Annotated in this window: 26 protein-coding genes and 1 pseudogene; 17 read left to right on the forward strand and 10 right to left on the reverse strand. The window is 61.1% G+C overall.

Features of this window, described 5'->3' with window-relative positions:
* Window positions 1-38: 38 nt before the first annotated feature.
* Together IVB18_RS06420 and IVB18_RS06425 are read left to right on the forward strand one after the other, a co-directional pair.
* Window positions 39-260 carry a glutathione S-transferase N-terminal domain-containing protein gene (locus tag IVB18_RS06420; protein WP_247988374.1) on the forward strand — a complete coding sequence of 74 codons (222 nt, stop codon included), beginning with the start codon at window positions 39-41 and terminating at the stop codon, window positions 258-260.
* Between the two features lie 33 nt (window positions 261-293).
* The gene (locus tag IVB18_RS06425) at window positions 294-656 is read left to right on the forward strand and encodes a hypothetical protein (RefSeq protein ID WP_247988375.1); all 363 of its coding nucleotides are present in this window, start codon (window positions 294-296) and stop codon (window positions 654-656) included.
* Window positions 657-864: 208 nt separating this feature from the next.
* Here the strand turns inward: IVB18_RS06425 and IVB18_RS06430 are convergent, their stop codons facing one another.
* The 3 genes from IVB18_RS06430 to IVB18_RS06440 form a co-directional block, all read right to left on the reverse strand.
* Window positions 865-1,077, reverse strand: a complete 213-nt coding sequence (locus IVB18_RS06430) for a hypothetical protein (protein WP_247988376.1) — start codon at window positions 1,075-1,077, stop codon at window positions 865-867.
* An 84-nt stretch (window positions 1,078-1,161) separates the two neighbouring features.
* Window positions 1,162-1,446: a hypothetical protein gene (locus tag IVB18_RS06435; RefSeq protein WP_247988377.1), complete on the reverse strand. Its 285-nt coding sequence runs from the start codon at window positions 1,444-1,446 to the stop codon at window positions 1,162-1,164.
* Window positions 1,443-2,651 (reverse strand): GTP-binding protein, encoded by a 1,209-nt coding sequence (locus tag IVB18_RS06440; RefSeq protein ID WP_247988378.1) that lies wholly within the window; start codon window positions 2,649-2,651, stop codon window positions 1,443-1,445. Before IVB18_RS06440 ends, IVB18_RS06435 begins: the two co-directional genes overlap by 4 nt.
* 89 nt (window positions 2,652-2,740) lie before the next feature.
* Here IVB18_RS06440 and IVB18_RS06445 point away from each other — a divergent pair, with 89 nt between their 5' ends.
* The 5 genes from IVB18_RS06445 to IVB18_RS06465 all read left to right on the forward strand — a co-directional run bounded on the left by IVB18_RS06445 (window position 2,741) and on the right by IVB18_RS06465 (window position 6,909).
* Entirely contained in the window at window positions 2,741-3,115 is a 375-nt protein-coding gene (locus IVB18_RS06445; protein WP_247988379.1) for a Fur family transcriptional regulator, read from the forward strand.
* 27 nt (window positions 3,116-3,142) lie between these two features.
* Window positions 3,143-4,399, forward strand: coding sequence for a GTP-binding protein (locus IVB18_RS06450; protein WP_247988380.1), 1,257 nt, complete (start codon window positions 3,143-3,145; stop codon window positions 4,397-4,399).
* Complete coding sequence (locus IVB18_RS06455; protein WP_247988381.1) at window positions 4,396-5,367, forward strand: GTP-binding protein; 972 nt, start codon at window positions 4,396-4,398, stop codon at window positions 5,365-5,367. Before IVB18_RS06450 ends, IVB18_RS06455 begins: the two co-directional genes overlap by 4 nt.
* 120 nt (window positions 5,368-5,487) lie before the next feature.
* A complete protein-coding gene (locus tag IVB18_RS06460; protein WP_247988382.1) occupies window positions 5,488-5,769 on the forward strand; it encodes a nitrate reductase in 282 nt (93 codons plus the stop codon).
* A gap of 192 nt (window positions 5,770-5,961) precedes the next feature.
* Window positions 5,962-6,909, forward strand: coding sequence for a murein L,D-transpeptidase catalytic domain family protein (locus IVB18_RS06465; RefSeq protein ID WP_247988383.1), 948 nt, complete (start codon window positions 5,962-5,964; stop codon window positions 6,907-6,909).
* A gap of 357 nt (window positions 6,910-7,266) precedes the next feature.
* On the opposite strand, the gene IVB18_RS06470 is transcribed toward IVB18_RS06465, so the two are convergent.
* The 5 genes from IVB18_RS06470 to IVB18_RS06490 all read right to left on the reverse strand — a co-directional run bounded on the left by IVB18_RS06470 (window position 7,267) and on the right by IVB18_RS06490 (window position 11,072).
* Entirely contained in the window at window positions 7,267-7,602 is a 336-nt protein-coding gene (locus IVB18_RS06470; protein WP_247988384.1) for a hypothetical protein, read from the reverse strand.
* A 104-nt stretch (window positions 7,603-7,706) separates the two neighbouring features.
* Window positions 7,707-8,084: a hypothetical protein gene (locus IVB18_RS06475; protein WP_247988385.1), complete on the reverse strand. Its 378-nt coding sequence runs from the start codon at window positions 8,082-8,084 to the stop codon at window positions 7,707-7,709.
* 571 nt (window positions 8,085-8,655) lie between these two features.
* Window positions 8,656-9,765: a nickel/cobalt transporter gene (locus tag IVB18_RS06480; RefSeq protein ID WP_247988386.1), complete on the reverse strand. Its 1,110-nt coding sequence runs from the start codon at window positions 9,763-9,765 to the stop codon at window positions 8,656-8,658.
* Entirely contained in the window at window positions 9,762-10,403 is a 642-nt protein-coding gene (locus tag IVB18_RS06485) for a DUF1007 family protein (RefSeq protein ID WP_247988387.1), read from the reverse strand. Before IVB18_RS06485 ends, IVB18_RS06480 begins: the two co-directional genes overlap by 4 nt.
* 258 nt (window positions 10,404-10,661) lie before the next feature.
* Window positions 10,662-11,072 (reverse strand): DUF2946 family protein, encoded by a 411-nt coding sequence (locus IVB18_RS06490; protein WP_247988388.1) that lies wholly within the window; start codon window positions 11,070-11,072, stop codon window positions 10,662-10,664.
* A gap of 391 nt (window positions 11,073-11,463) precedes the next feature.
* On the opposite strand from IVB18_RS06490, the pseudogene IVB18_RS06495 reads away from it, so the two are divergent.
* The 3 genes and pseudogenes from IVB18_RS06495 (at window position 11,464) to IVB18_RS06505 (ending at window position 13,808) form a co-directional block, all read left to right on the forward strand.
* Window positions 11,464-12,326 (forward strand): annotated as a pseudogene (locus IVB18_RS06495) (zinc ABC transporter substrate-binding protein).
* A gap of 455 nt (window positions 12,327-12,781) precedes the next feature.
* The gene (locus IVB18_RS06500; RefSeq protein WP_247988389.1) at window positions 12,782-13,261 is read left to right on the forward strand and encodes a YbgC/FadM family acyl-CoA thioesterase; all 480 of its coding nucleotides are present in this window, start codon (window positions 12,782-12,784) and stop codon (window positions 13,259-13,261) included.
* A 79-nt stretch (window positions 13,262-13,340) separates the two neighbouring features.
* Window positions 13,341-13,808, forward strand: coding sequence for a nuclear transport factor 2 family protein (locus tag IVB18_RS06505; RefSeq protein ID WP_247988390.1), 468 nt, complete (start codon window positions 13,341-13,343; stop codon window positions 13,806-13,808).
* 208 nt (window positions 13,809-14,016) lie between these two features.
* Here IVB18_RS06505 and IVB18_RS06510 read toward each other — a convergent pair whose 3' ends face one another.
* Together IVB18_RS06510 and IVB18_RS06515 are read right to left on the reverse strand one after the other, a co-directional pair.
* Window positions 14,017-14,730, reverse strand: a complete 714-nt coding sequence (locus tag IVB18_RS06510; RefSeq protein ID WP_247988391.1) for a gamma-glutamyl-gamma-aminobutyrate hydrolase family protein — start codon at window positions 14,728-14,730, stop codon at window positions 14,017-14,019.
* A 38-nt stretch (window positions 14,731-14,768) separates the two neighbouring features.
* On the reverse strand, window positions 14,769-15,686 hold the full coding sequence (locus IVB18_RS06515) for a LysR family transcriptional regulator (RefSeq protein WP_247988392.1): 918 nt from the start codon (window positions 15,684-15,686) through the stop codon (window positions 14,769-14,771).
* A gap of 151 nt (window positions 15,687-15,837) precedes the next feature.
* Here IVB18_RS06515 and IVB18_RS06520 point away from each other — a divergent pair, with 151 nt between their 5' ends.
* Genes IVB18_RS06520 through IVB18_RS06550 form a run of 7 tightly spaced genes read left to right on the forward strand, consistent with a single transcriptional unit; the run spans window position 15,838 to window position 21,659 of the window.
* Complete coding sequence (locus IVB18_RS06520) at window positions 15,838-16,794, forward strand: N-carbamoyl-D-amino-acid hydrolase (protein WP_256476711.1); 957 nt, start codon at window positions 15,838-15,840, stop codon at window positions 16,792-16,794.
* 43 nt (window positions 16,795-16,837) lie between these two features.
* Window positions 16,838-17,665, forward strand: a complete 828-nt coding sequence (locus tag IVB18_RS06525; protein WP_247988393.1) for an ABC transporter substrate-binding protein — start codon at window positions 16,838-16,840, stop codon at window positions 17,663-17,665.
* Window positions 17,662-18,519 carry an amino acid ABC transporter permease gene (locus IVB18_RS06530; RefSeq protein WP_247988394.1) on the forward strand — a complete coding sequence of 286 codons (858 nt, stop codon included), beginning with the start codon at window positions 17,662-17,664 and terminating at the stop codon, window positions 18,517-18,519. The genes IVB18_RS06525 and IVB18_RS06530 overlap by 4 nt, the downstream gene beginning before the upstream one ends.
* Entirely contained in the window at window positions 18,516-19,280 is a 765-nt protein-coding gene (locus IVB18_RS06535; protein WP_247988395.1) for an amino acid ABC transporter ATP-binding protein, read from the forward strand. The genes IVB18_RS06530 and IVB18_RS06535 overlap by 4 nt, the downstream gene beginning before the upstream one ends.
* 27 nt (window positions 19,281-19,307) lie before the next feature.
* Entirely contained in the window at window positions 19,308-20,123 is an 816-nt protein-coding gene (locus IVB18_RS06540; protein WP_247988396.1) for an ABC transporter substrate-binding protein, read from the forward strand.
* Window positions 20,110-20,994, forward strand: coding sequence for a polysaccharide deacetylase (locus tag IVB18_RS06545; protein ID WP_247988397.1), 885 nt, complete (start codon window positions 20,110-20,112; stop codon window positions 20,992-20,994). The genes IVB18_RS06540 and IVB18_RS06545 overlap by 14 nt, the downstream gene beginning before the upstream one ends.
* 8 nt (window positions 20,995-21,002) lie before the next feature.
* Window positions 21,003-21,659 (forward strand): aspartate/glutamate racemase family protein, encoded by a 657-nt coding sequence (locus IVB18_RS06550; protein ID WP_247988398.1) that lies wholly within the window; start codon window positions 21,003-21,005, stop codon window positions 21,657-21,659.
* Window positions 21,660-21,694 lie beyond the last annotated feature (35 nt).

The raw sequence follows: 21,694 nt of genomic DNA on the forward strand, positions 1-21,694 counted from the left end.
ACCATCGTACCGGCAGCAAAAGAAGATGAGGCTCCCTGATGTCGAATGACCTGAAACTCTACCATTCCGCCGCGTCGCCAAACGCTCGGCGGGTTCGGATATTCCTGGCTGAGAAAGGCATCGCTATCCCTCTCGCACCGGTTGATCTTGCCACGGGCCAGCAACGCTCCGATGCCTTCAGCGCGATCAATCCGCGACGCGTCGTACCCACCCTCGTTTTGGCAGACGGCACTGCGATCGGTGAGGTTCCGGCAATCTAGCGCTATCTCGAAGAGGTCTATCCGGCGCAGTCTTTGCTGGGATCGACGCCGAAAGAAAAGGCGCTGGTTGCCATGTGGGAACGGCGCGCCGAACTCGAGGGTTTTGCGGCCGTCATGGAAGGAGTTCGCAACGCCGCGGAACGGCTCAAAGGCCGCGCGATTGCTGGACCCCACGATTATGATCAAATTCCGGCGCTAGCCGAGCGCAGCCGGCTTCGGGTGAAAGACTTCTACGCCGATCTCGATAGCCGTCTTGCAGAAGTAAATCTCGAATATCTTCGATGCGATGGTTTGGGCGAATATCGTCGAGGAAATCAATGCCTAGACGTTGACTTCGTCGCTGTGGGCTCGCATTTTCGACTCATCAGAAAACAGTATGCAGACTGCGGATTTTAGATCTCAGCCGCGACGTCAGAGCTTCCGATCAATCACACCAGGTCGTGGCGGGTTACAATTTTCGGACCATTGATCTGCAATTGTAAATCGCCGCTTGCCGGGGCGGGCTCAAAATGCGGCCTGGCTGCTCGCGCGCGCGCCGAAATCGAGGCCCTGGCAACTGTGTCCAATATTCGAATCGAGCGATTGCCTCCGGGGCAAACTCTCCCTACATGAGGAATTTCCGGACGAGGTCGCTTCTTTTTTCTCGAGGAAGCAGGCCCTTTTCGCCCGGTTGTGTCCCTTGGCTGACGCGACCTTCCGGTCGCTCGCCGACAACATCAGTCGGCGGGAATATGCTGTCGTATATCGCGCGGGCCTCTCGAACTAAACGGATCCGCTCAAGCTCAGATTTTGGAACAAGTCGAACGATATTGCCCATGGGCGTATCAACCTAGTTTGTAAATGCGTTCAATGGACAGACGCAGACCGAGAGGACGCCCACATTGGGCTTCGATGCTGATTTCTATTGACGCTTGCATCCCGCGTCACGAACAAGCGCGGACGAAAACTGCGCAAGCATAGCGGCTACCCAGAGAGGGCCGTGTTCGTCGATTAAGCGCGGCAATGTTTCGCTCATCAGGACGGCATGCAACGTTTCAGCAGGAATGCCGGCCCGTTCGATGCGTTCGACTGCCAGGCGGAGGTGATCGCGTGCTTCGTCAAAGCGGGGCGGCACCCCTGGCGGGTCCGTCTCGTCGGGCGCGCGCAGGATCTCTTCCCGCAAGCAGTCGATCGGCCGGTTCGTCATGCGGCGTCCTTTGTCCAGGACGGAAATGGATCGGGCAGCCCGCGCCAGGCCTCCGGCGTAAATTGATCCGCTTTGCCCTCGAGGCAATCATTGAGCCGGCGAGTGATAAGGGCCTCGTCCATCGGGTCGATGCCGATAAAGACGATTTCCTGCCGGCGGTCGCCCCAGACCGGGTCGAGATACGGCTTCATGCTCGCTCTCCAACCATCGTCGTCCGGCCAGCGAACTTCTGGAACGGCGGACCACCAGAGACCCCGTTTCGAGGTTTTGATCATCGCGCCGGCCTGGGCGACTTCGCCGACGAAGTTGGGACGGGTCGCCAGCCAAAAGAAGCCTTTCGCCCGGATCACGCCCGGCCAGGATTCGTTGCAGAAGGCCTGAAGCTTTGCGGGATGAAACGGCCGCCGGGCGCGATAGACGAAGGAGCGGACGCCGTATTCCTCCGTCTCGGGCACATGATCCTTGAAGCCGTTGAGTTCCTTGAACCAGAGCGGGTTGCGATGTGCCTTCTCGAAGTCGAACAAACCTGTGCCCAGCACCTCCCCAACCGGGATATCGCTGTAATCAGCCTCAATGATGCGGGCATCCGCATTGAGCGAGCGGATGATCGCGCGTGCGGTCCGACGATGATCGTCCGATGCGTCGGAAACCTTGTTCAGCACGATGACATCGGCGAACTCGATCTGTTCAACCAGCAGGTCGACCAAGGCGCGTTCGTCTTCGGGACCGGCGACTTCGCCACGATCCCGCAGAAAGTCACGGCTTGAATAGTTTGCCAGCAGATTGGCGGCGTCGACCACGGTGACCATGGTGTCCAGCCGTGCAATATCCGAGAGGCTCACATCGTTTTCGTCGCGGAATTCGAAGGTAGCTGCCACGGGAAGCGGCTCGCCGACCCCCGTCGACTCGATTACCAGCGCGTCGAAACGTCCGCTTTCCGCCAGCTTGCGAACTTCGACGAGAAGATCTTCGCGCAGGGTGCAGCAGATGCAGCCATTGGTCATCTCGACCAGCGTCTCGTCGGTGCGTGTCAGCCCGCCATCCTGACGCACGAGCTCGGCATCGATATTGACCTCGCTCATGTCATTGACGATGACGGCGAGGCGCTGACCTTGGCCGTTCGAGAGCATTCTGTTGAGAAGGGTGGTCTTTCCAGCGCCAAGGAAGCCGGAAAGCACGGTCACTGGAAGTCGGGTGTCAGGCATGAACGCTCCGCCGCAGGGATGTTTTCTCTTGAATTGCTGATGTTATGTTATAACATTACACAAGACAAGCGTTCTCACAGGTCAATGCGATGAAAGCCTCACCGTTACTTGCAGCCAACCACGAACGGGTGCTCCGCGCGCTCCGGCAAGCGGCTAAGCCGATGACGGCCTATGAAATTCTGGATGTGCTCAGGCCATTCGGCATCTCTTCTCCGCCAACCGTGTACCGCGCGCTGAACCGGTTGCTGGAAGATGGCCTGGTACACCGGCTGGAATCGATCAACGCCTACGTGACATGCGCGATTGAATCCCACCAGCATGGCACGACTGTCTTTGTAATCTGCCGGGATTGCGGCAGCGTCGATGAACTCGACGAAGCCGAGTTGGTCGCTCGATTGAGAGCGCAGGCGATCGCGCATGGGTTCAGACCCGATGAGACGGTCGTTGAGCTGAGGGGGCAATGAGCGGCATGCTCGCAGGCGGCGCACTAGATGACAGTTCCGCCCTCAATCCCGGTCACAATCCTCTCAGGCTTCCTTGGAGCCGGTAAATCGACGCTTCTCAACGACCTTCTTGCTCATCCGGAATTCGGCGACACCGCTGTGGTGATCAATGAATTCGGGGACATCTCTATCGATCACGATCTTGTTCGTGTCGGCGAGCGCGAGATGATGGTGACGACGACCGGGTGCATGTGCTGCACGGCCGGAAGCGATATCAGATCTTCGCTGTTCGATTTGCATGAAGCGAGCCAGAGAGAACTGAATCGCAGTTTTGCCCGTGTGATCGTTGAGACCACCGGTCTCGCCGATCCGGCCCCCATCGTCAATCAGTTGATACCAGGCGGAGCCGCGGCGGCAGGGCTGCGCGACCATGTGGTGGCGCGACGATTCCATCTTGCAGGGTTTGTTTGCGTGGTCGATGTCACGACTGCACAACAGACGATGGACGGGCATTTTGAATGCCTGAAGCAGATCGCGTTCGCGGATCGAATCGTCCTGACCAAGACAGACCTCACAAATGGCGTGAACGGACCGTCCGGTGTAGCCCATCTGGTCGATCAGCTCCACGAGATCAATCCACCCGCCGCGATAGTTGACCGGCGAGCGCCGGAGTTTGACCTCCCTGCGTTGTTTCAGCCGCGGGATTTCGCGGTAGCCAAACGGAGCGAGGATGTTGAAGGCTGGCTCGCTGTTGAGAGTGCGCTCGCCCAAGAGGAGAGTCTCAACGCGCAATCCGCGGCCGACAAGCGAGCCGGCACACGCCACACCAACGCCGGCATTCGCAGCGTGGCTCTTTTTCACGACAAGCCAGTATCGGCCGACAGACTAATGTCCTTTCTGGATTTGCTGGACACCGTGACCGGGCCGCGGTTATTGCGCCTCAAGGGCATTGTCCATCTGGAAGAGGATTCCGAGCGACCGCTCGTGATCCACGCGGTCCAGCACGCGGTATTTCAACACAGGCTGCCCGGATGGCCCTCGGCCGATCGCCGCAGCCGCATCGTCGCCATCACCCACAACCTCGACGCCTCGGTGGTCAAGTCGCTGTTCACGGTTATCACTGGGACGTCCTTCGGTGCAAAGGCGCGCCTGGCCCTGACGATCGCCGGACTAGCCGGAATAGGCATCGGCGTCACCGTTGCGCTGTCCATCGCGCTGCGCTCCGCCGCGACCGCGCAGCTCGGGCCTGTTCCGGATTCTCCATTCAAATATCACACTCATCTACCCACGGAGTCACCACAATGAACAGCATCGTCGCGCAAACCCCCGTCACCCTGTTGACCGGCTATCTGGGAGCCGGCAAAACCACGCTCTTGAATCGCATTCTGACCGAGCAGCATGGCAAGCGTTATGCGGTCATCGTCAACGAGTTCGGCGAGGTCGGCATCGACAATGATCTCATCATCAATGCCGATGAAGAGACCTTTGAGATGAACAATGGCTGCATCTGTTGCACCGTTCGTGGTGACCTCATCCGTATTCTTGCAGGGCTGATGCGGCGTAAAGGCAAGTTTGACGGCATCATCGTGGAGACGACCGGGCTTGCCGACCCTGCGCCGGTCGCTCAAACCTTCTTTGTGGATGAGGATGTGCGCCGCAAGACCAAGCTCGACGCGATCGTAACGGTAGTCGATGCCAGTCACTTCCTCGGCGAAATCGACCGCGCCCACGAGATCAAGGAGCAAATCGCGTTCGCCGATGTCATTGTCATCAACAAATGCGATCTCGTCCTGCCCGCTCAGATTCTCGCGGTCGAAACGGCGATCCGCAGGATTAACCCGTACGCAAAGCTTCATCACGCCGAACGGTGCGGGGTGAAACTGGCGGAGGTGCTGGATCGGGGCGCCTTCAATCTTGACCGCATTCTTGAAGTGGAGCCTGATTTCCTCGATCATTTCCATGATCACGATCATGACGACGATGTCAGTAGCCTGTCATTGGTGAGCGATCGCCCCCTCATTGCGGAGAAATTTCTGGACTGGATTTCCGATGTGATCCAGCGCCTGGGACCCGATATTCTGCGCACCAAGGGTGTTCTGGCCATGCGCGGCGACGACGACCGGTTTGTCATTCAGGCGGTGCATATGCTGATGGAGGGTGGGCACCAGCGGCCTTGGAAGGACACCGAACAACGTCAAAGCCGGTTGGTATTCATCGGCCGCAATCTGCCGAAGGATGTCCTGCGTGAGGGATTTGAAGCGTGCAGGGCTTGAGCGCGATGGCCATGCCCGCAAAGCGAGTGCCGCGGTGAGCGATCTCGCCCTCCGCAGAACGTTTGTTCGGTTTCGGTACCACAAACCGGAACTTGTTTGCCTCAATGTTGAAGGGCTGCAATGACCGGATTTTTCAACCCGCTCGCCCGCAGGCCGAAACCTGGATATCGCGAGGCGATGGATCGCATCAAAGCCGAAACACGAAGCTGTCTCGAGCTTTCCGAAGACGTAACTGTCTCGGTAACCGAACTCAACTGTCGGGAACCTAGTTGCCCCGATACCGAAACGATTATTGCGATATTGAGCGCGGGGCAGAGTCCCCGTATCGCGAGAATTCACAAGGCAATTCCTGAAGTTGAAATGGCCGAGCTGACTGCGGCGTTATCTGCGCTGCCTCCCTGAGGTTTTCCCTAAATATTCGGTGTGATCAGGCCAATCGCATGCACAAACGACATCTTCTCATAATGCTGACAATGCCCGTCGCGGCTTTGACCGTGGCAGCGTGCCGATTAATGAGATCAGCGCGCCGACTGTGGAGGTGATCCGTTGCGGCCAGGATTGCGAATTCTCAAGAGGATCAGTTTCGGTGTCACAATGGCCGCGTGGCTGGCGTCTGGATCCTTTGCAGCCGAGCAATCGCCGGGCATTCCGGCTTGGTTGCGGAGCCATATTGGCGAAGGCGAGGGGCAGATCGCGCAAGTGGTCCTGCAGAGGGCACGCGCCCTTTATCTGCGAAAGGTGAAAGAAGGCGTCGTTAAAGGTCCCTGCTATTTTGCCATGGACGCGACGCGCCCCAACAATTTAAGCGACGGCAGATTGGGGAACCGGTTTTACGTTATTTGCGAAGCCGATCAGTCTTTTCGTGCGATTTCCGCTGGTCACGGCAGTGGTCGCAATTTGAAGAGTATCGCGAATTTCGTGAACGGAAGAGAGTGCGCCAAGAATTTTGGCAATGCGATGGATTCGTATCTTACGGCCGGAGGTGCCTATGTGACAGGTGAGACGAAAACTTCTTTCAAAGGTTATTACCGCACCTCCACGAAACAGGACGAGGTTCTGATACGTTCGTTCGTTCAGTTTGATGGCGAAGGCGAGACCGCCAACGCCAGGCAGCGCGCCATCGGGGGACATGCGGCCGTCTCGCTAAAGGGCGTATGTCTTCGAAAGGATCTGCGTAGTCCGTACGCGAACGAGAACGGTTACGTTCCGTTTGGAAATCTGGTGGACTACTCCGGTGGCCGCAGCGATGGCTGCACCAGTTGGTCGCCCTCTGACGCCCGGCAAATTATCCCCCCATTGAAGGACGATCCGACGACGGTTTACATTTATCCTGAATCGCACGATATCGAAGCCGTCGAGCAAGCCATTTCAACTCGCCAGTCGCTGTCACGCGCTGGGCTGTATTGGAACGCATTCTGCTTGAAGCAAATCGGCTCTCCGAAATTCTGGCCAAAAGAGTTCCTTGAGCCGATTCTTGCTCAAGACCATAAGAAGGACCATCCCGAAATGCCCCCACGGTCGCCCCCGGTTTGCAGGCCGTGAACTCATTTTCTTGTTCCTTCGATTCGCTCGCAAGCACAGCCTATGACTTAGTGCAAGCGCCCGACGCGTCGGGCGCAGCTTCGCTCGAGCGCGCTCTGCGACGAAATTTTTGCCTGTTTGCTCTATTGATCAAATGGGGCTGAGTAGGTTTCCAGCCCGTGCGAACATTATCGCACTGTAAAACAAAAGAAAAGCTGGCGCGCCGCGACGAGTCTACCGTCGTCCCAGGGCGTGCAAACAGTTCGTGAGTTCCGCAACGCTATAACATTACGCATTTCAATTTGACTTGTGTGCCCTTGGGGTGCTGATCCTCGCAATTATTTCCAGTGGATAGGCTATCGAGAGGAAGCCAACCAGTCAGAAGGAGTATGACCAATGGCGGCATGTACCGAGAAACACCACGCCAACCACTCTCACAAGCATGGCCCGAACTGCGGACATACTGCGATTCGCCACGACGATCACGTCGACTATCTGCACGATGGCCATCTCCATCATATGCACGAGGATCACGTGGATGAGCACGCCATCGCGGTCGATGCCACAAATACCGTGAAGTGCACGCCCGACATCCATTGCTCGCACACGCACGGTCCAAACTGCGGACACGAAGCGGTGCCGCACGGCGACCATGTCGACTATCTCGTAGACGGCCGGCTGCATCATCCTCATGGTGATCATTGTGATGATCACGGGCCCGTGCAGTTTGCCTGAGAGGGCGTGCACTGCGGTGATCGAACGGCCCGGCCCTGGCTTGAATTGCTCGCCGATGGGCCGAAATGACACTTCGGCATGGGTCAGTTGGTGCTGTGGCCGTAGTAGCTTTTCAAGAGCCGATAGTGGCCTCCGGTCTGACCAAATTCCTGCCGGAGGCAACCATCGCTCCTGCAAAATGTTGTGCGCCCGTCACATTGCAGAAGCTCGAAGTGTAGCCGGATCAAGCGCGAATTTTCGAAGTAGGTTGCAAAATAGTGACCGGCACGCGGTGGATGATCTTCACACATGCGGATGACCGCATTCCGAACCTCTGGCGGCAGATGTTCGATTCGCTCCGAATTCAAAGGATCGTCGCGGACAATCTGACTGCCCCGAGCGAGTGCGATTGGTTGATTGCAAAATGAAAGCAAGGCGAAGCCGACAGCGATTGCTGAATGTCGCATGTGAACAGTCCGCATGCCAGCACCTCTTCCAGGGAGGAAGGTTCAGCATCGTAACGCGGAGACTAACAGGAATGCCAACGACCGCCAGCGCCACGGCAACTCCGGCGAACATTCAAGTCGAGTGATTTCCCAAGGGCAGACGTCCCTCCATGCGGAATTTCCGGACGAGGTCGTTTCTGTCATCCGACCGTTTCTTCTAGAGGAAGCAAGCCCTTTCGGCCGGCTGTGTCCCTTGGCTGACGCGACCATCCGGCTGCTCGCCAACAACATCAGTTGGCGGGAATATGCTGTCGTATATCGCGCGAGCCTCTCGAATTAAACGAATCCGCTCAAGCTCAGATTTTGGAATAAGTCGAACGATGTCGCCCATGCATTCCAACCTAGTTGTAGATGTGTTCAATGAATGGACTCAGATCGATTTGCTTCATTGCCTTGTGCCCTGTGTCGTCCGCCTTACCGCCAGCGATCTCCAAGGGTGCTCGGGCTCATGACCACCCACGTCATGGCGGATTTGGGGGCGACGCTACCAATGTCCTGTGCCGATAGCGGGCCAGACATGATGACCGGCAACCGACCGCCCTCAGCTCTATCCCGTGAACATCCAGAGTTGTTCGCTCGCCATGTAACCTGCCAATAACAGTGTGCCGAACGCGACGATGAGCGCCGCGGCGCCGACCTCGATGGCTCTCATCGTGAGCATGCCGAATCCGGCCCGGGTCTTGGCGATGCGGCCTGCGATCCGTCGCGCGCTCATTGCGAGCATGGCGATCGCTGCAACCGTCACCGCCGTGCCAAGGCCCATGATCAAGGTGGCGCCGACGCCGGTCCAGAACAGGTCCTGGGCCAGCGCGAAGATGAGGACGATGATCGCGCCTGAACAAGGCCGCAATCCAACCGCGACCACCGCCGAGAGGCCTCGGCGCCAGCCGCCCGCGCCGGCGAGTTCAGCGGGCTCTGGCCCGTGGGCGTGGCCCCAGGCCGACTCATGATGGTCGTCGTGACAGTGAAAGCCGCGCTCATGACCGGCGCATCCATCGACCATGCATTGCCCGCCACGCATGGCCATCGCAAGGCGCGGAGTGGGAAGCCGAAGGGTCTTGCCGCTGTGCCCTGACGTGACGGCGAGGACGGGCGCCGGGGTCCACATCAGTTCGCGGCAGGCGAGGAGAAAGCCGCGGCCTTTGACGTAGAAAAGTCTCAGGCCGATCAGGATGACCAGAGCATAGCTGACGATCTCGACGAGATGAACGGTCAGCCCGATCGTCTTCGCCGTCGCGCCGAGAAGAACCGCGGCGATCGCCACTACGACAATGGCAACGATAGATTGGATGCCCGCGGAGGCGAATGACATGACAACGCCGCGGCGCCAGGTCTCTTCGTTGGCAACGAGGTAGGAGGAGATTACGGCCTTGCCATGCCCAGGGCCCACGGCATGAAAGACGCCGTAGAGAAACGAGATGCCGAAGAGGCCCCACATCGCGGCACCATCCTCCTTGCTCGCCCGGATGAAGCCCGACAGCGAACGATAGAAGGCCGCTTGCTGTGCAAAGATCCAGCTCGTGAAGCCCACTGCCGACATGGCACCAGCAGGAAGAGGGGCTCCGAATGGGGCGGCCAGCGCCGATACGATATCAAACGCAGAGAAGACGAGGACCGCCAGCAGCGTGATCAAGATAATGCCGCGCAATCTGGTCATGGGCATTTCACCAGGATTTTGTTGGCAAAGATTTCTCCATAGGTGCTCGAGATGTCGAGCGGGTCACTATCGAGCTGACCGAGCCGCAACTGTTCTGCCGGCGTCGGCTGATGCGGCAAATCATAGGTCAGCAGGCATTGCGGGGCGCCGCTCAAGGAGACCGGCTTGTCCTTGGCAAATTCAAAATCCACGAAGATGGTGGGATCGTAGACCTCGATCTGCATGGCCTTTGCTGAGGCCGCCGCCTTCAATGGCAGGGTGAAATGCAGAGTGAGGGTGGCGTTCTTGTATTCGAGCCAGTAGTCGACGGGGTCCAAAAATTTCAGCTTCTTGCCGTCTGCGCGCGCAAAGGTGAAATAGCCATACTCCTTCAGCGATTCCACGTTGAGTTGGGCGAGCGAGGCCAGTTCTTCCCGCGTGTATTGCCCCTTCTTCCCATGGGAGATGCCTTGAAGCGCGTAGGCGGAAAACATGTCATCGAAAGTCCAGGCGTGGCGGACGCCTGTCATGCTGCCGTCGGCTGCGTAAAGAATCTCGCTGTGGAAGGTGACCCAGACATGGGGATGCGCCTCCGCGCGATCGAAGGATAGAAGGAGCAGGAGCACTGCGCAGGTGCAGTAACATGCGTGTTTTATCATTGGTCCACCGACTGGAGGTTCGATGTGCACGCCGCGCGCGAGGAGCGGCGACCCAGCTGTTGCAGCATTCCGCGTCGATTGTGGGTAAAGGTCCGGCGCTGCAGCATCTCGAGTCGTGAGCCGACTGCATTGCTTCCGCCCCGAACCTCATGCGGATCAATGCGGCGCAGCGCGGCCACCGGCTCTCGTTCCGCAGGAAATGCCGCCCCCCAAGCTTAGTGCGGCCAGAGGTGCATGCAGCGCCCGCCAAATTGGCTGTCAGCCGAGCGGTGGTGCGCGCGATTGAAATGGCGCGCGGTGAGTTTTCAGGACGCCATCGAAGGTAAGTCCGAAGGGGTGTCCAGCATGCTTGAAGTCAACTGATGGCGATGCCTGCGCCACATCGGGGATGAAGGAAGTCGCGAGCTGAAAGCCCGAGAAGCAGATCGGACAGTCCTCGTCATCGCTCGCCAGCTTCGCCGGAAGGCCTGCCGCAGATTGCCGCTTCATGGGACCGTGCCATGCTTGGGCAGCATCTGCTGTCGAGTGGTAGATGCCCTGGCCGGTGAAGCCTCGGGTATGGATATGCCCAAATGACATCCCGAGTTGCAGCGTCAAGGCAAGCAGCGCAAGACAGGCACCGCATCGCCGCGCGAAGATACGCCACAACGTTAAGTAGGTCGGCAGCAAGCTGCGCACCCCTCGTTAGACCCCTTGAGCCACGCCGACGGCGCGAACCTCGCTATATGCCTGTCCAAAACAATGGAAAGGCATTCGTTTTAGCCGTGCTTTGCTCCAGCGTCGCGAATCCCGATTGTCCGCCAGCGCTCGACCGAAGCAGCCCGACACATCAACTTGACTTTTGTTGGGCTCGCAACGTTATAACATAACGTGCACGGTTTCCAAGACGACCGCAACGATTTGGGCAAGACGACAAGTGTTTCGCTATCTCGCAAGCGCAGGCCCGATTCATTTCGATTTGGTCCCTCTTTCGCCCAACGGCATCTCCGAACTCCCGCGGAGGATCTGCTTTCGATGGTTTCGGCTGCTGTTCTTGCTTGGCCTTGCGACGACTTCAGCGATCCCGTCCGCTTCAGCGCAGGAAAAAGCGGCGAAACTAGAGGTGGTCGCGACCTTCTCGATCCTCGCCGACTTCGCCAGGAATGTCGGCGGGAACCAGGTCAACGTTACGGCGCTGGTTGATCCTAACGGTGACGTCCACGTCTACTCACCGACGCCGGCTGATGCGGAGGCGATCAGGAATGCCAGACTTGTGATGGTCTTGGGCTCGAAGGCTGGCTACCACGGCTCGTCGAATCATCCGGCAGCTATGCGACCACCGTCGTCGCGACCCACGGCATCGTGCCGCGCAACATTGCCGCCCGGGAAATACTCAGCCGTGATCATGGGGCAGGGGCGGCGGATCCGCACGCCTGGCAATCCGTGCCAAATGCCGAAATCTATGTCGGCAATATCCGCGATGCCATGGTAGCCGCCGATCCCGCCAACGCCACGACCTACAGAGCCAATGCTGCGGCTTATCTAACCAAGCTCGAAGCACTCGATCACGACGTTCGCGAGACAGTAGCGCGGATTCCACCTGACCGCCGAAAAGTGATTTCAACGCATGACGCCTTTGGCTATTTCGCCGCAGCCTACGACATCACATTCATAGCACCAGAGGGCGTTTCGACCGAAACCGAGCCGAGCGCGCGGGACATCGCAACGATCATCGCGCAGATCAGGGAAGAGAGGCTTCCGGCGGTCTTTCTGGAAAACGTCAGCGATCCCAGAATAGTGCGCCAAATTGCGTCCGAGACCGGCGCGGCGATCGGCGGAACGCTGTATTCGGATAGTCTGACCAATGAGAAGGGCGAGGCTCCTACCTACATCGCGATGGTCAGGCACAATATCAGCATTATTGCGGGTGCTCTTACGAACTAGCCGGCTTGTCCCTCTGCCTTGAACTCCACGACGGCGATCATCGGCAGTGCGACTGGCATCGAAATGGCGGGCGCTGTCGCCCGAGCCATCGCGGCGGCCTGTGAGCGCCAATCCTACGATTTATGGAAGCATTGTTGTTCGAGCTGCTGACCGACATCGTCAGTTGCTGAGCTGTATGCACTCGACGACGATTTTCTTCAGATTGCTTACTCGCTCGAATGAGACAGAACTGGAGTTTCGGTCGAGGCACGCTTATCGCGTTGTAAAACAGAGAAAAGCTGGCCCACCCGACACGATTCGAACGTGTGACCTTTGCCTTCGGAGGGCAGCGGTCACCCTACGCCGCCAGCCAAGGAATCGCGTTGCTGTAGGAGTGCACATGATCTCTAGTCGCGGCGCGTAGGCGTGGCGTTTATCTCAGGCGGAAAAATGCAGCGCATCCCAAAGGCTGCGCGTTGCTATGGAAGGGCATAGATCAATCTGCTCATCATTACGCCTTAGCCGTCCAGCGACCCAATGAAAGCAACCCGCTAGGCGTCTGTTGCGACATCGTCAAACCAGTGTTCTCCGGCATCGTCTATCACGCCAATTATCTGCGATTCATGGAGCGCGGGCGCACCAATCATCTGCGGCTGATGGGCGCCGAGCAGCAGGCGCTGTTCGAGCAGCCTGCGACGGAAGACGCCGGCTTCGCCTTCGTGGTGCGCTCGATGCATCTGGATTTCCTCAAGCCCGCGCGGATGGATGACGTGCTCGACGTCGTGACCTGGCCGGTCGCGGTGAAGGGTGCCTCCATCATGCTGGCGCAGGAGGTGCGGCGCGGCGATGACGTGCTGGTCAAGGCCGAGGTGCGCGTCGCCTTCATCAGCGACGGCCGCGCCCAACCGATCCCGAAGTCGATCCGCACGCTTATGAAGGCCGATGTGATTTCGTGATCGGTCGATAGGTGGTGGCCTATCGACTTCGTCGTGCGCGGCGATAGATTTGCGCTCCCAGTCAACCGATGAGGCCATCATGTCGCGCCCGCCGCTTCCGCCCTTTACCCGAGAGACTGCCGCGCAAAAGGCCCGCATGGCCGAGGACGCCTGGAATTCGCGCGACCCGGCGCGCGTCGCGCTCGCCTATACCGAGGACAGCCGCTGGCGCAACCGCTCGGAAGTCTTCCAGGGGCGCGAAGCCATCGTCGCGTTCCTCACCCGCAAATGGGAGAAGGAGCACGACTACCGCCTGATCAAGGATCTCTGGGGCTTCGACGGCAACCGCATCGCGGTGCGCTTCCAGTACGAATGGCACGACGCCGGCGGCCAGTGGTACCGCTCCTACGGTAACGAGCAGTGGGAGTTCGACGAGCACGGATTGATGAAGCGGCGAGAGGCGTCGATCAACGACATCGCGATCGCGGACAAGGACCGCCGGTTTCACTGGCCGGCGCCGGGGCCGAGGCCACAGGATGTGGCGGGGCTGGGGGAGAGCCCGTTCTAAAACGTCTCGCAGGTGGCGCTGCTTTTCCCTCGCCCCTTGTGGGGAGGGTGGCTCGCCGCGTAGCGGCGAGTCTCTCTCCGCGTGTGCGACTCTCGTGCGTCTGAATTCCGCGGATGCAACCCCTCATCCGGCGCTTCGCGCCACCTTCTCCCACAAGGGGCCCACAAGGGGAGAGAAGGGAAGAGGTCCGCGCGGCGAGCATCGTGAATTAAGGGGCCGCGCGCCGCCCCAGAAACCGCGTGATCGCGCCGCCGAGCTTCGCGCTGTCGAGCGGCTCTGCCAGCGACGCCCTTGCGGTCGCAACGACAGCATCCGGCGCCTTCCCGTCGCGCAGCTCGCAGCACACGTGCGCAAAATCCAGGTCGAATTCGGGATGCGGCTGCACCGACAGCGTCGTGCCGTTGGCGTAGAGCAAGCCGGCATGCGGCGTGAAGTCGGATGAAAGGATGGTGAGCGCGTCGTTCGGCGCCTCGATCACCTGGTCCTGATGCGAGCAGGCGATGGCAAGCTGCTCGCCGTCCACGACGCCGTTGTCCGGCAACACGCGGTAGACGTGCCGTCCGACGCCCCAGCCCTTCTCCGATTGGCGCACGGTGCCGCCGAGCGCTTGCGCGATCAGTTGATGGCCGAAGCAGATGCCGACCATCGGTGTCTTGTTCACGTAAGCCGTGCGCACGAAATCCTCGAGCGGCCCGATCCAGTCGAGCCCGTCATAGACGCCGGCGGCTGCACCGGTGATCAGGACGGCCTCCAGCTTGCGCGGATCGGGAAGTGCATCGCCATTCGGAATGCTGACGATCTCGAAAGCGGCCGAGGAATCCTCGGTGCGGATCATGCGTTCGAACATGTCCGGGAATGAGCCGTGGCGCTCGCGATAAGTTTTGGGGACCCGTCCGGTCTCGATGATGGTGATGCGTGCCATGTCTCGTCACGTAAGTGTTTTCGCATGTCGGTGCAAGTTCAGTCAGGCCCTGCTCCATGCGGCACCGTGCTCTCCAGCAGCGCGCTTTCCTTGCGCACCTCGGTGAGAAATGCCTTTGCCAAGCGCGACAGCGGCTCGGCTTCCGACCACAATATGTAGGCGACCGCGTGCGTCGTCGGCGTGAAGGGCCGGACGACAAGGCCGTGGCCGCCGTTCTGGCGCGGCGAGAACGGATCGACGACCGCGGCGCCCACGCCGGCGGCGGCGAGCACGCAGGCCGTGTTGCAATAGCGCACCTCGACGGTTGGCTGGAACGGTGCGCCGGCGCGGGCAAAACTGTCGCGCACGGCTTCGCCGAGCCGCGTGCCGCGCTCGAGGCCGATGAAGGGCAGGCCGGAAAGGTCCGAGGCCGAGATCACGGGTCTGTCGGCGAGCGGATGCTGCGGCGGCAGCACGCAGACCATCTCGCCGGTGTGCACCACTTCATGCGCGATGCCGGGATGGTGCGTCAGCCCCAGCGCGAAGCCGAGCTCGGCGACACGGTTGAGCACGCCTTCGATGATGCCCTCATAGCGCCGCACGTCGAAGAACACGCGCGTCTCCGGGCGGCGGCGCAGGAAGCTCGACAGCGCCGAGGGGATGATGCTGTAGGCGAGCGGCGGCGTTGCCACGATCGCAAGATGGCCTGAGCGGTTCTCGCGCAGATCGCGCACGCGGTTCTCGAGTTTTGCGTGCAGTGCAAAGATCGCTTCGCTCTCCTTGTAGAGCGCCATCGCTTCCACGGTCGGAAACAGCCGGTTGTTGACGCGCTCGAACAGCGCAAAGCCCGCCTGCGCCTCCATCGTCTTCAGCGCGTTGCTGACCGCGGGCTGCGACAGCGCCAGTTCGTCCGCCGCCGCAACCGTGGTGCGATGGCGAATGACGGCACGCAGGATCTCGAGCTGGCGCAGGTTCATATCACTGCCGATTATACTCTGGGCCAAAAGATCATAGCACGACGAATTGCTTTTGCAGCCCCGCTTGCGCGTAATGGCAGCGGATTTGCACGCTGGATCAAAGGGTTCATCCGCCCATTGAGGCAGCACTGCGCATAGATTGGAGGCAATCTTGGTTCGTGTCCTTCGCGCCGCCGCCGCCCAGATGGGGCCGACGCAAAAAGCCGACGCGCGCAAGCATACGCTCGGGCGGATGCTCGCGCTGTTGGAGGAAGCGGCCGGCCGCGGCGCCAGCCTCGTGGTGTTTCCGGAGCTTGCCTTCACCACCTTCTTTCCCCGCTGGCTGCTGGAGGGCGAGGCGCTCGACCAGTACTTCGAGCGCAGCATTCCGAACCCGGCCATCGCAAAGCTGTTCGATCGTGCGCGTGCGCTGCGCGTCGGCTTCTATGTCGGCTATGCCGAACTGACGCCGGACGGCCGCCGCTACAATTGCGCCATCCTGGTCGATCGCGACGGCGAGATTCTCGGCCGCTATCGCAAAGTGCATCTGCCGGGCTCGGTCGAGCCGCGCGCCGGTGCGCGTTACCAGCAGCTCGAGAAGCGCTATTTCGACTATGGCGATCTCGGCTTTCCCGCGTTCCGCGCCGGCTCGGCCTGGGCCCATGCGATCATGGGCATGATGATCTGCAACGACCGCCGCTGGCCGGAATCCTGGCGCGTGCTCGGCTTGCAGGGCGTCGAGCTCGTCTGCATCGGCTACAATTCGGCGGCCTACGATCCCAATGGCGGCGTGACGGAAGATGCCGGCTTGCGCACCTTCCACTCGACGCTGGTGACGCAGGCCAACGCCTACATGAACGCGACCTGGGCGATCTCGGTGGCGAAGGCGGGCGAGGAGGACGGCTCCGGGCTGATCGGCGGCTCCTGCATCGTCGATCCCAACGGCCGCATCGTCGCGCAAGCCGAGACGCTGGCCGACGAGGTGATCGTCGCCGACATCGATCTCGACCTCTGCCGCCAGGGCAAGGACAAGATGTTCAATTTCGCCGCTCATCGGCGGCCCGAGCAATACAGGGTCATCACCGAGCGCGCCGGCGTTATTGAGCCTGCCGTTTTCGACGTGGACTGACAAAATGGCACGGCGCTGGCAAAGGATTGGCAAAGGAGCTGACATGACACGCCTCTCGCTTTCTCTCGGTCTTGCAGCACTGGCTGCCGTTGCCTCCGCGCAAGCGGCCGAGCTTCCGGCGGACATCAAGCAGGCGGGCACGCTGCGGCTCACGGTCAACGCGACCTACGCGCCGATGGAGTATCGCGATCCCGCCACCAGCGAACTGGTCGGGCTCGACATCGATCTTGCGAACGAACTCGCCAAACGGCTCGGCGGCCTCAAGATCGTCTGGAGCGAGACGCCGTTCGCCGAGCTGATCCCTTCGCTCCAGACCAGGCGCGCCGATTTCATCATCTCCGGCATCTCGGATCGCGCCTCGCGGCGCGAGACCGCCGATTTCGTCGACTATCTGGCGACCGGGCCGCAGTTCTTCGTGATGGCGGAAAGCGAGGCGAAAGCCGCACCCGATCTCTGCGGCAAGAAGGTCGGCACCACACGCAGCACCAGCTTCCCGGTCGAGATCGAGAAATGGAGCAAGCAGAACTGCGAGGCGGCCGGCAAGCCGGCGATCCAGTACGTGCCGGGCGAGAACTCGATCGACGTCCGCAACCAGCTCAAGCAGGGCCGCATCGACGCCGCAGTGCAGGGCAGCGAGACGCTGCCTTATGCACAACAGCAGGAGCCCGGCAAATACCGCGTCGTCGGCGAGGCCTTTGCCAAGGGCTATCAGGGCATCATGTTCCGCAAGGACGACGCGGCCCTGCGCGAAGTCGTGACCGAAAAGCTCACCGCCATGATCGCCGACGGCTCCTATAAGGCCGTTCTCGACAAATGGGGCTTGGGTGCGAACGCAGTCGCCCGGCCCATGCTGAACGCGGCACCGCAATGAGGCCGGCACCGGCACTCGCGGAGGGTTTTCCCGATCTGTCCGGGATGCGGATCGCGCGCGAGCCGCACTGGTTTCGCTGGCTCAGCGCGGCCCTGATCGTCCTCGTGCTGGCGGCGATCGCGCGCGCCTTCGCGGGCGGACAGATCGAATGGTCCTATGTCAGCCGCTTCCTGACCGCAAAAGTCATTCTCGAAGGCATCGTCAACACCATGGTGATGGCGGTGCTGGCGATGGCGCTCGGTATCTTTCTTGGCGTGGTCGTCGCGATCATGCGGTTGTCGCCCAATCCGGTGCTGAAGACGGTGGCGGCCGGCTACACCTGGCTGTTCCGCGGCACACCGCTGATCCTGCAACTGCTGCTGTGGTTCAACCTCGCGCTGGTGTTTCCGACCATCGGCATTCCCGGCCTGTGGAGCGCCCGCGCCGTCGACGTCATGACGCCGTTCCTCGCCGCGCTGCTCGGGCTCGGCATCAACCAGGGGGCCTACACCTCGGAGGTGATGCGCGCCGGCATGCTGTCGGTCGACATGGGACAATATGAAGCGGCACAGGCGATCGGCATGGGACGGCTGCGCGCGCTGCGTCGGATCATCCTGCCGCAGGCGATGCGCGTCGTGATCCCGCCGCTCGGCAATGAGTTCATCGGCATGGTGAAGGCGACCTCGCTGGCGAGCGTGATCCAATATCCGGAGGTGCTGCACAACGCGGAGAACATCTATTACGCCAATTCGCGCGTGATCGAGCTCCTGATCGTCGCCGGGCTCTGGTACCTGCTTGTGGTCTCGATCCTGACACCGCTCCAGATGCTGCTCGAACGCCGTTTTGCGCGCGGCACATTGCAGTTCGCCCGATGACAAAACCCCTCGTCGCGATCCGCTCTGTAGCCAAGAATTTTGGAGAGTTTCAGGCTCTCAAAAGCGTCTCGCTCGACGTCTGGCCCGGCGAGGTGATGTGTCTGATCGGTGCGTCCGGCTCGGGCAAGACGACACTGCTTCGCTGCATCAACCAGCTCACCGCGATCGACAGCGGCGGCATCTGGCTCGACGGCGAGCTATTGGGTGTGCGCGAGCAGGGCGGGCGGCTCTATCGCCTCACCGAGCGGGAAATCGGGCGGCAGCGGTTGAAGACCGGAATGGTGTTCCAGCGCTTCAATCTGTTTCCGCACAAGACCGCGCTGGAGAATATCACCGAAGGCCCGACCCAGGTTCAGGGACGTAAGCCGGATGAGGTGCGTGCGGAGGCGCTCGAACTGCTCCGTCGCGTCGGGCTCGCGACCAAGGCGGACTCATATCCGGCGCAACTTTCCGGCGGCCAGCAACAGCGCGTGGCGATTGCGCGGGCGCTCGCCATGAAGCCGATGCTGATGCTGTTCGACGAGCCGACCAGCGCGCTCGATCCGGAGCTCGTGGGCGAGGTGCTCGCGGTCATGAAGGAACTGGCGCGAAGCGGCATGACCATGATGGTGGTGACGCACGAGCTCGGCTTCGCGCGCGAAGTCGCCGACCGCGTCGTCTACATGGACCAGGGCGCGATCGTCGAGCAGGGCCGCGCCTCCGACGTATTGGCTGCGCCGCGCGAGGAGCGTACCAAGGCATTTCTTTCGGCAGTGATCTGAGCAGTGACCTGAATTGGGGGCGTGTTGATGAAGAGACTTTTCGTTGCGGCGGCATTCGTTGGCGCCATGAGTGCCTCGGCGATAGCGATCGAGCTGCCGGCGGAGATCAGTAAGCGCGGCAGCATCAAGGTCGCGCTGGTGCCGAACTATCCGCCGATGGAGTTCCGCGATCCCGCCACCAACGCGCTGTCCGGATTCGACATCGATCTCGGCGAGGCGATCGGGCGCAAGCTCGGCGTCAAGATCGAATGGCAGGAGACCAGTTTCGATCAGTTCATGCCGTCGATCTCGACAGGCCGCGTCGATGCGATCCTTTCGGGCTTTACAGATTACGCGAGCCGGCATGAGACGGCGAGCTTCGTCGACTATCTCAAAAGCGGTCCGAACTTCTTTGTGCAGCAGTCGCGCGCGGCGGAGTTCAAGGACCTGGCCTCGCTCTGCGGCAAGAAGGTCGGCGCCAGCCGCCGCACCAAGTTTCCGACCGAGATCGCGGCCTGGAGCGAGAAGAACTGCGGCAGCACTCCGATCGTCTTTGTCGGCACCGACGGCTCGGCCGATGCCCGCACCCAGCTCAAGCAGGGCCGCATCGACGCCGCCGTGCAGGGCAACGAGACGCTGCCTTACATCATGGATCTTGAGCCCAGCGCGTATGCACCGGTCGGCACGCCCATCTCGCAGCAATTCACCGGCATCGCCCTGCCGGTCAAGGAAAAGGCGCTTCAGCAGGCGATGCTCGAGGCCGTCGATGCGCTGATCGCCGACGGCACCTATCGTACGCTGCTGGCGAAATGGAAACTGAGCGATAACGCGATAGAGAAGGCGACCATCAATGCTGGACAGTAAGGCACTCCAGAGCATCCCGCTCGTTCCGGCCAACACCGCGGATCCCGCACCGGAATATCCCTGGCCGAAATCTTATACCTCGGCGATGTTCCTGTCGTTCGACGTCGACGCGGAAAGCGCATGGACCAGCAAGGATGCCGTGCACGCGCAGCGCCTCATCACCATGAGCTATGGCGGCTACGAGGCGCGCGTCGGCACACCGAAGCTGCTGGAGCTGCTCGATCAGCTCGATCTCAAGGCGACGTTCTTCGTCACGGGATGGTCGGTCGATGCGCATCCGGCGATGGCCGAGTCGATCCTCAAGGCCGGTCATGAGATCGGCCATCACGGCTATCACCATCTGCTGCCCGATCCCGGCGATCCCTGGATCGAGGAGGAGCTGGAGCGCGGTTTCGAGGCGCTGAAGCGCCGGCTCGGCATCAGGCCGACCGGCTATCGCGCGCCCTATGGCGAGTTCACTGAAGAGCTGCGCGCCGCGCTGGTGCGTCATGGCATCGTCTATACCTCCTCGTTCCGCGATGACGTGCGGCCCTATCGTCATCGTCTCGCCGACGGCAAGCCCGGCACGATCGAGCTGCCGGTGACCGCGAGCTACGACGACTGGATGCACGGGCTCTCCGCCCGCTTCAGCCCGCGCTCGATCTTCCCCAAGGAGCATGTGCTTTCGATCTGGAAGGACGAGCTCGACGAAACCAGAGACTGGGGCGCGATGGTGACGACGGTGCTGCATCCGCAATGCAGCGGCCGTCCAATGCGGCTGCGCCTGCTGCGCGAGTTCCTGACCTACGCAAAATCCTGCCCGGACCTCTGGATCACGACCGGCGAGGCGATCTCCGCCAACTTCCTGCGCCACGAGGCCGGCAACCGTTGAGCAGCGCCATGACCCGCCGTCGCATCCTCGTCATCAATCCCAACTCCTCCGCGTCGGTGACGGCGGCGATCGATGACGCCGTCGCGCCGCTGCGCATCGCCGGCGGACCGGAGATCGATGTGGTCGGCCTTGCCGAGGGACCGCCCGGCATCAGCTCGCAGCGCGATGCCGACAGCGTCGTCATGCCGCTGGTCAACCGCGTCACGCGCGACGACGCGGATGCCTTTGTGCTCGCCTGCTTCAGCGATCCCGGCCTGCATGCGGTGCGCGAGGCGGCCGGCGGCCGTCCGGTGATGGGCATCGCCGAATGCGGCATCTTTCGCGCGCTGATGCTCGGCGAACGTTTTGGTATCATTGCGCTGTCACCGTCGAGCATCCGCCGCCAGCAGCGTATGGTGCGGCTGATGGGTGTCGACGGCCGCTACGCCGGAAGCTGGTCGGTCGGCGCGAGCGCGGCGGAAACGGCAGGCGCGGACATCCGCGGCCGGTTGATCGAAGCCGGCCGCGCGCTCGTCACGCAATGCCGCGCCGATGTCGTGGTGATGGGGTGCGCCGGCATGGCGTCGCACCGGTCGGCGATCGCAGATGCGATCGGTGTGCCCGTCGTCGAGCCGGCGCAACAGGCGGTTGCGGCTGCGATCGGCGCGGTACTGTTGAACACGTGAAACACGAATGATGCAGTTCGATCTTTTGAAACACT

Source organism: Bradyrhizobium sp. 186, assembly GCF_023101685.1.
Classification (GTDB): Bacteria; Pseudomonadota; Alphaproteobacteria; order Rhizobiales; family Xanthobacteraceae; genus Bradyrhizobium.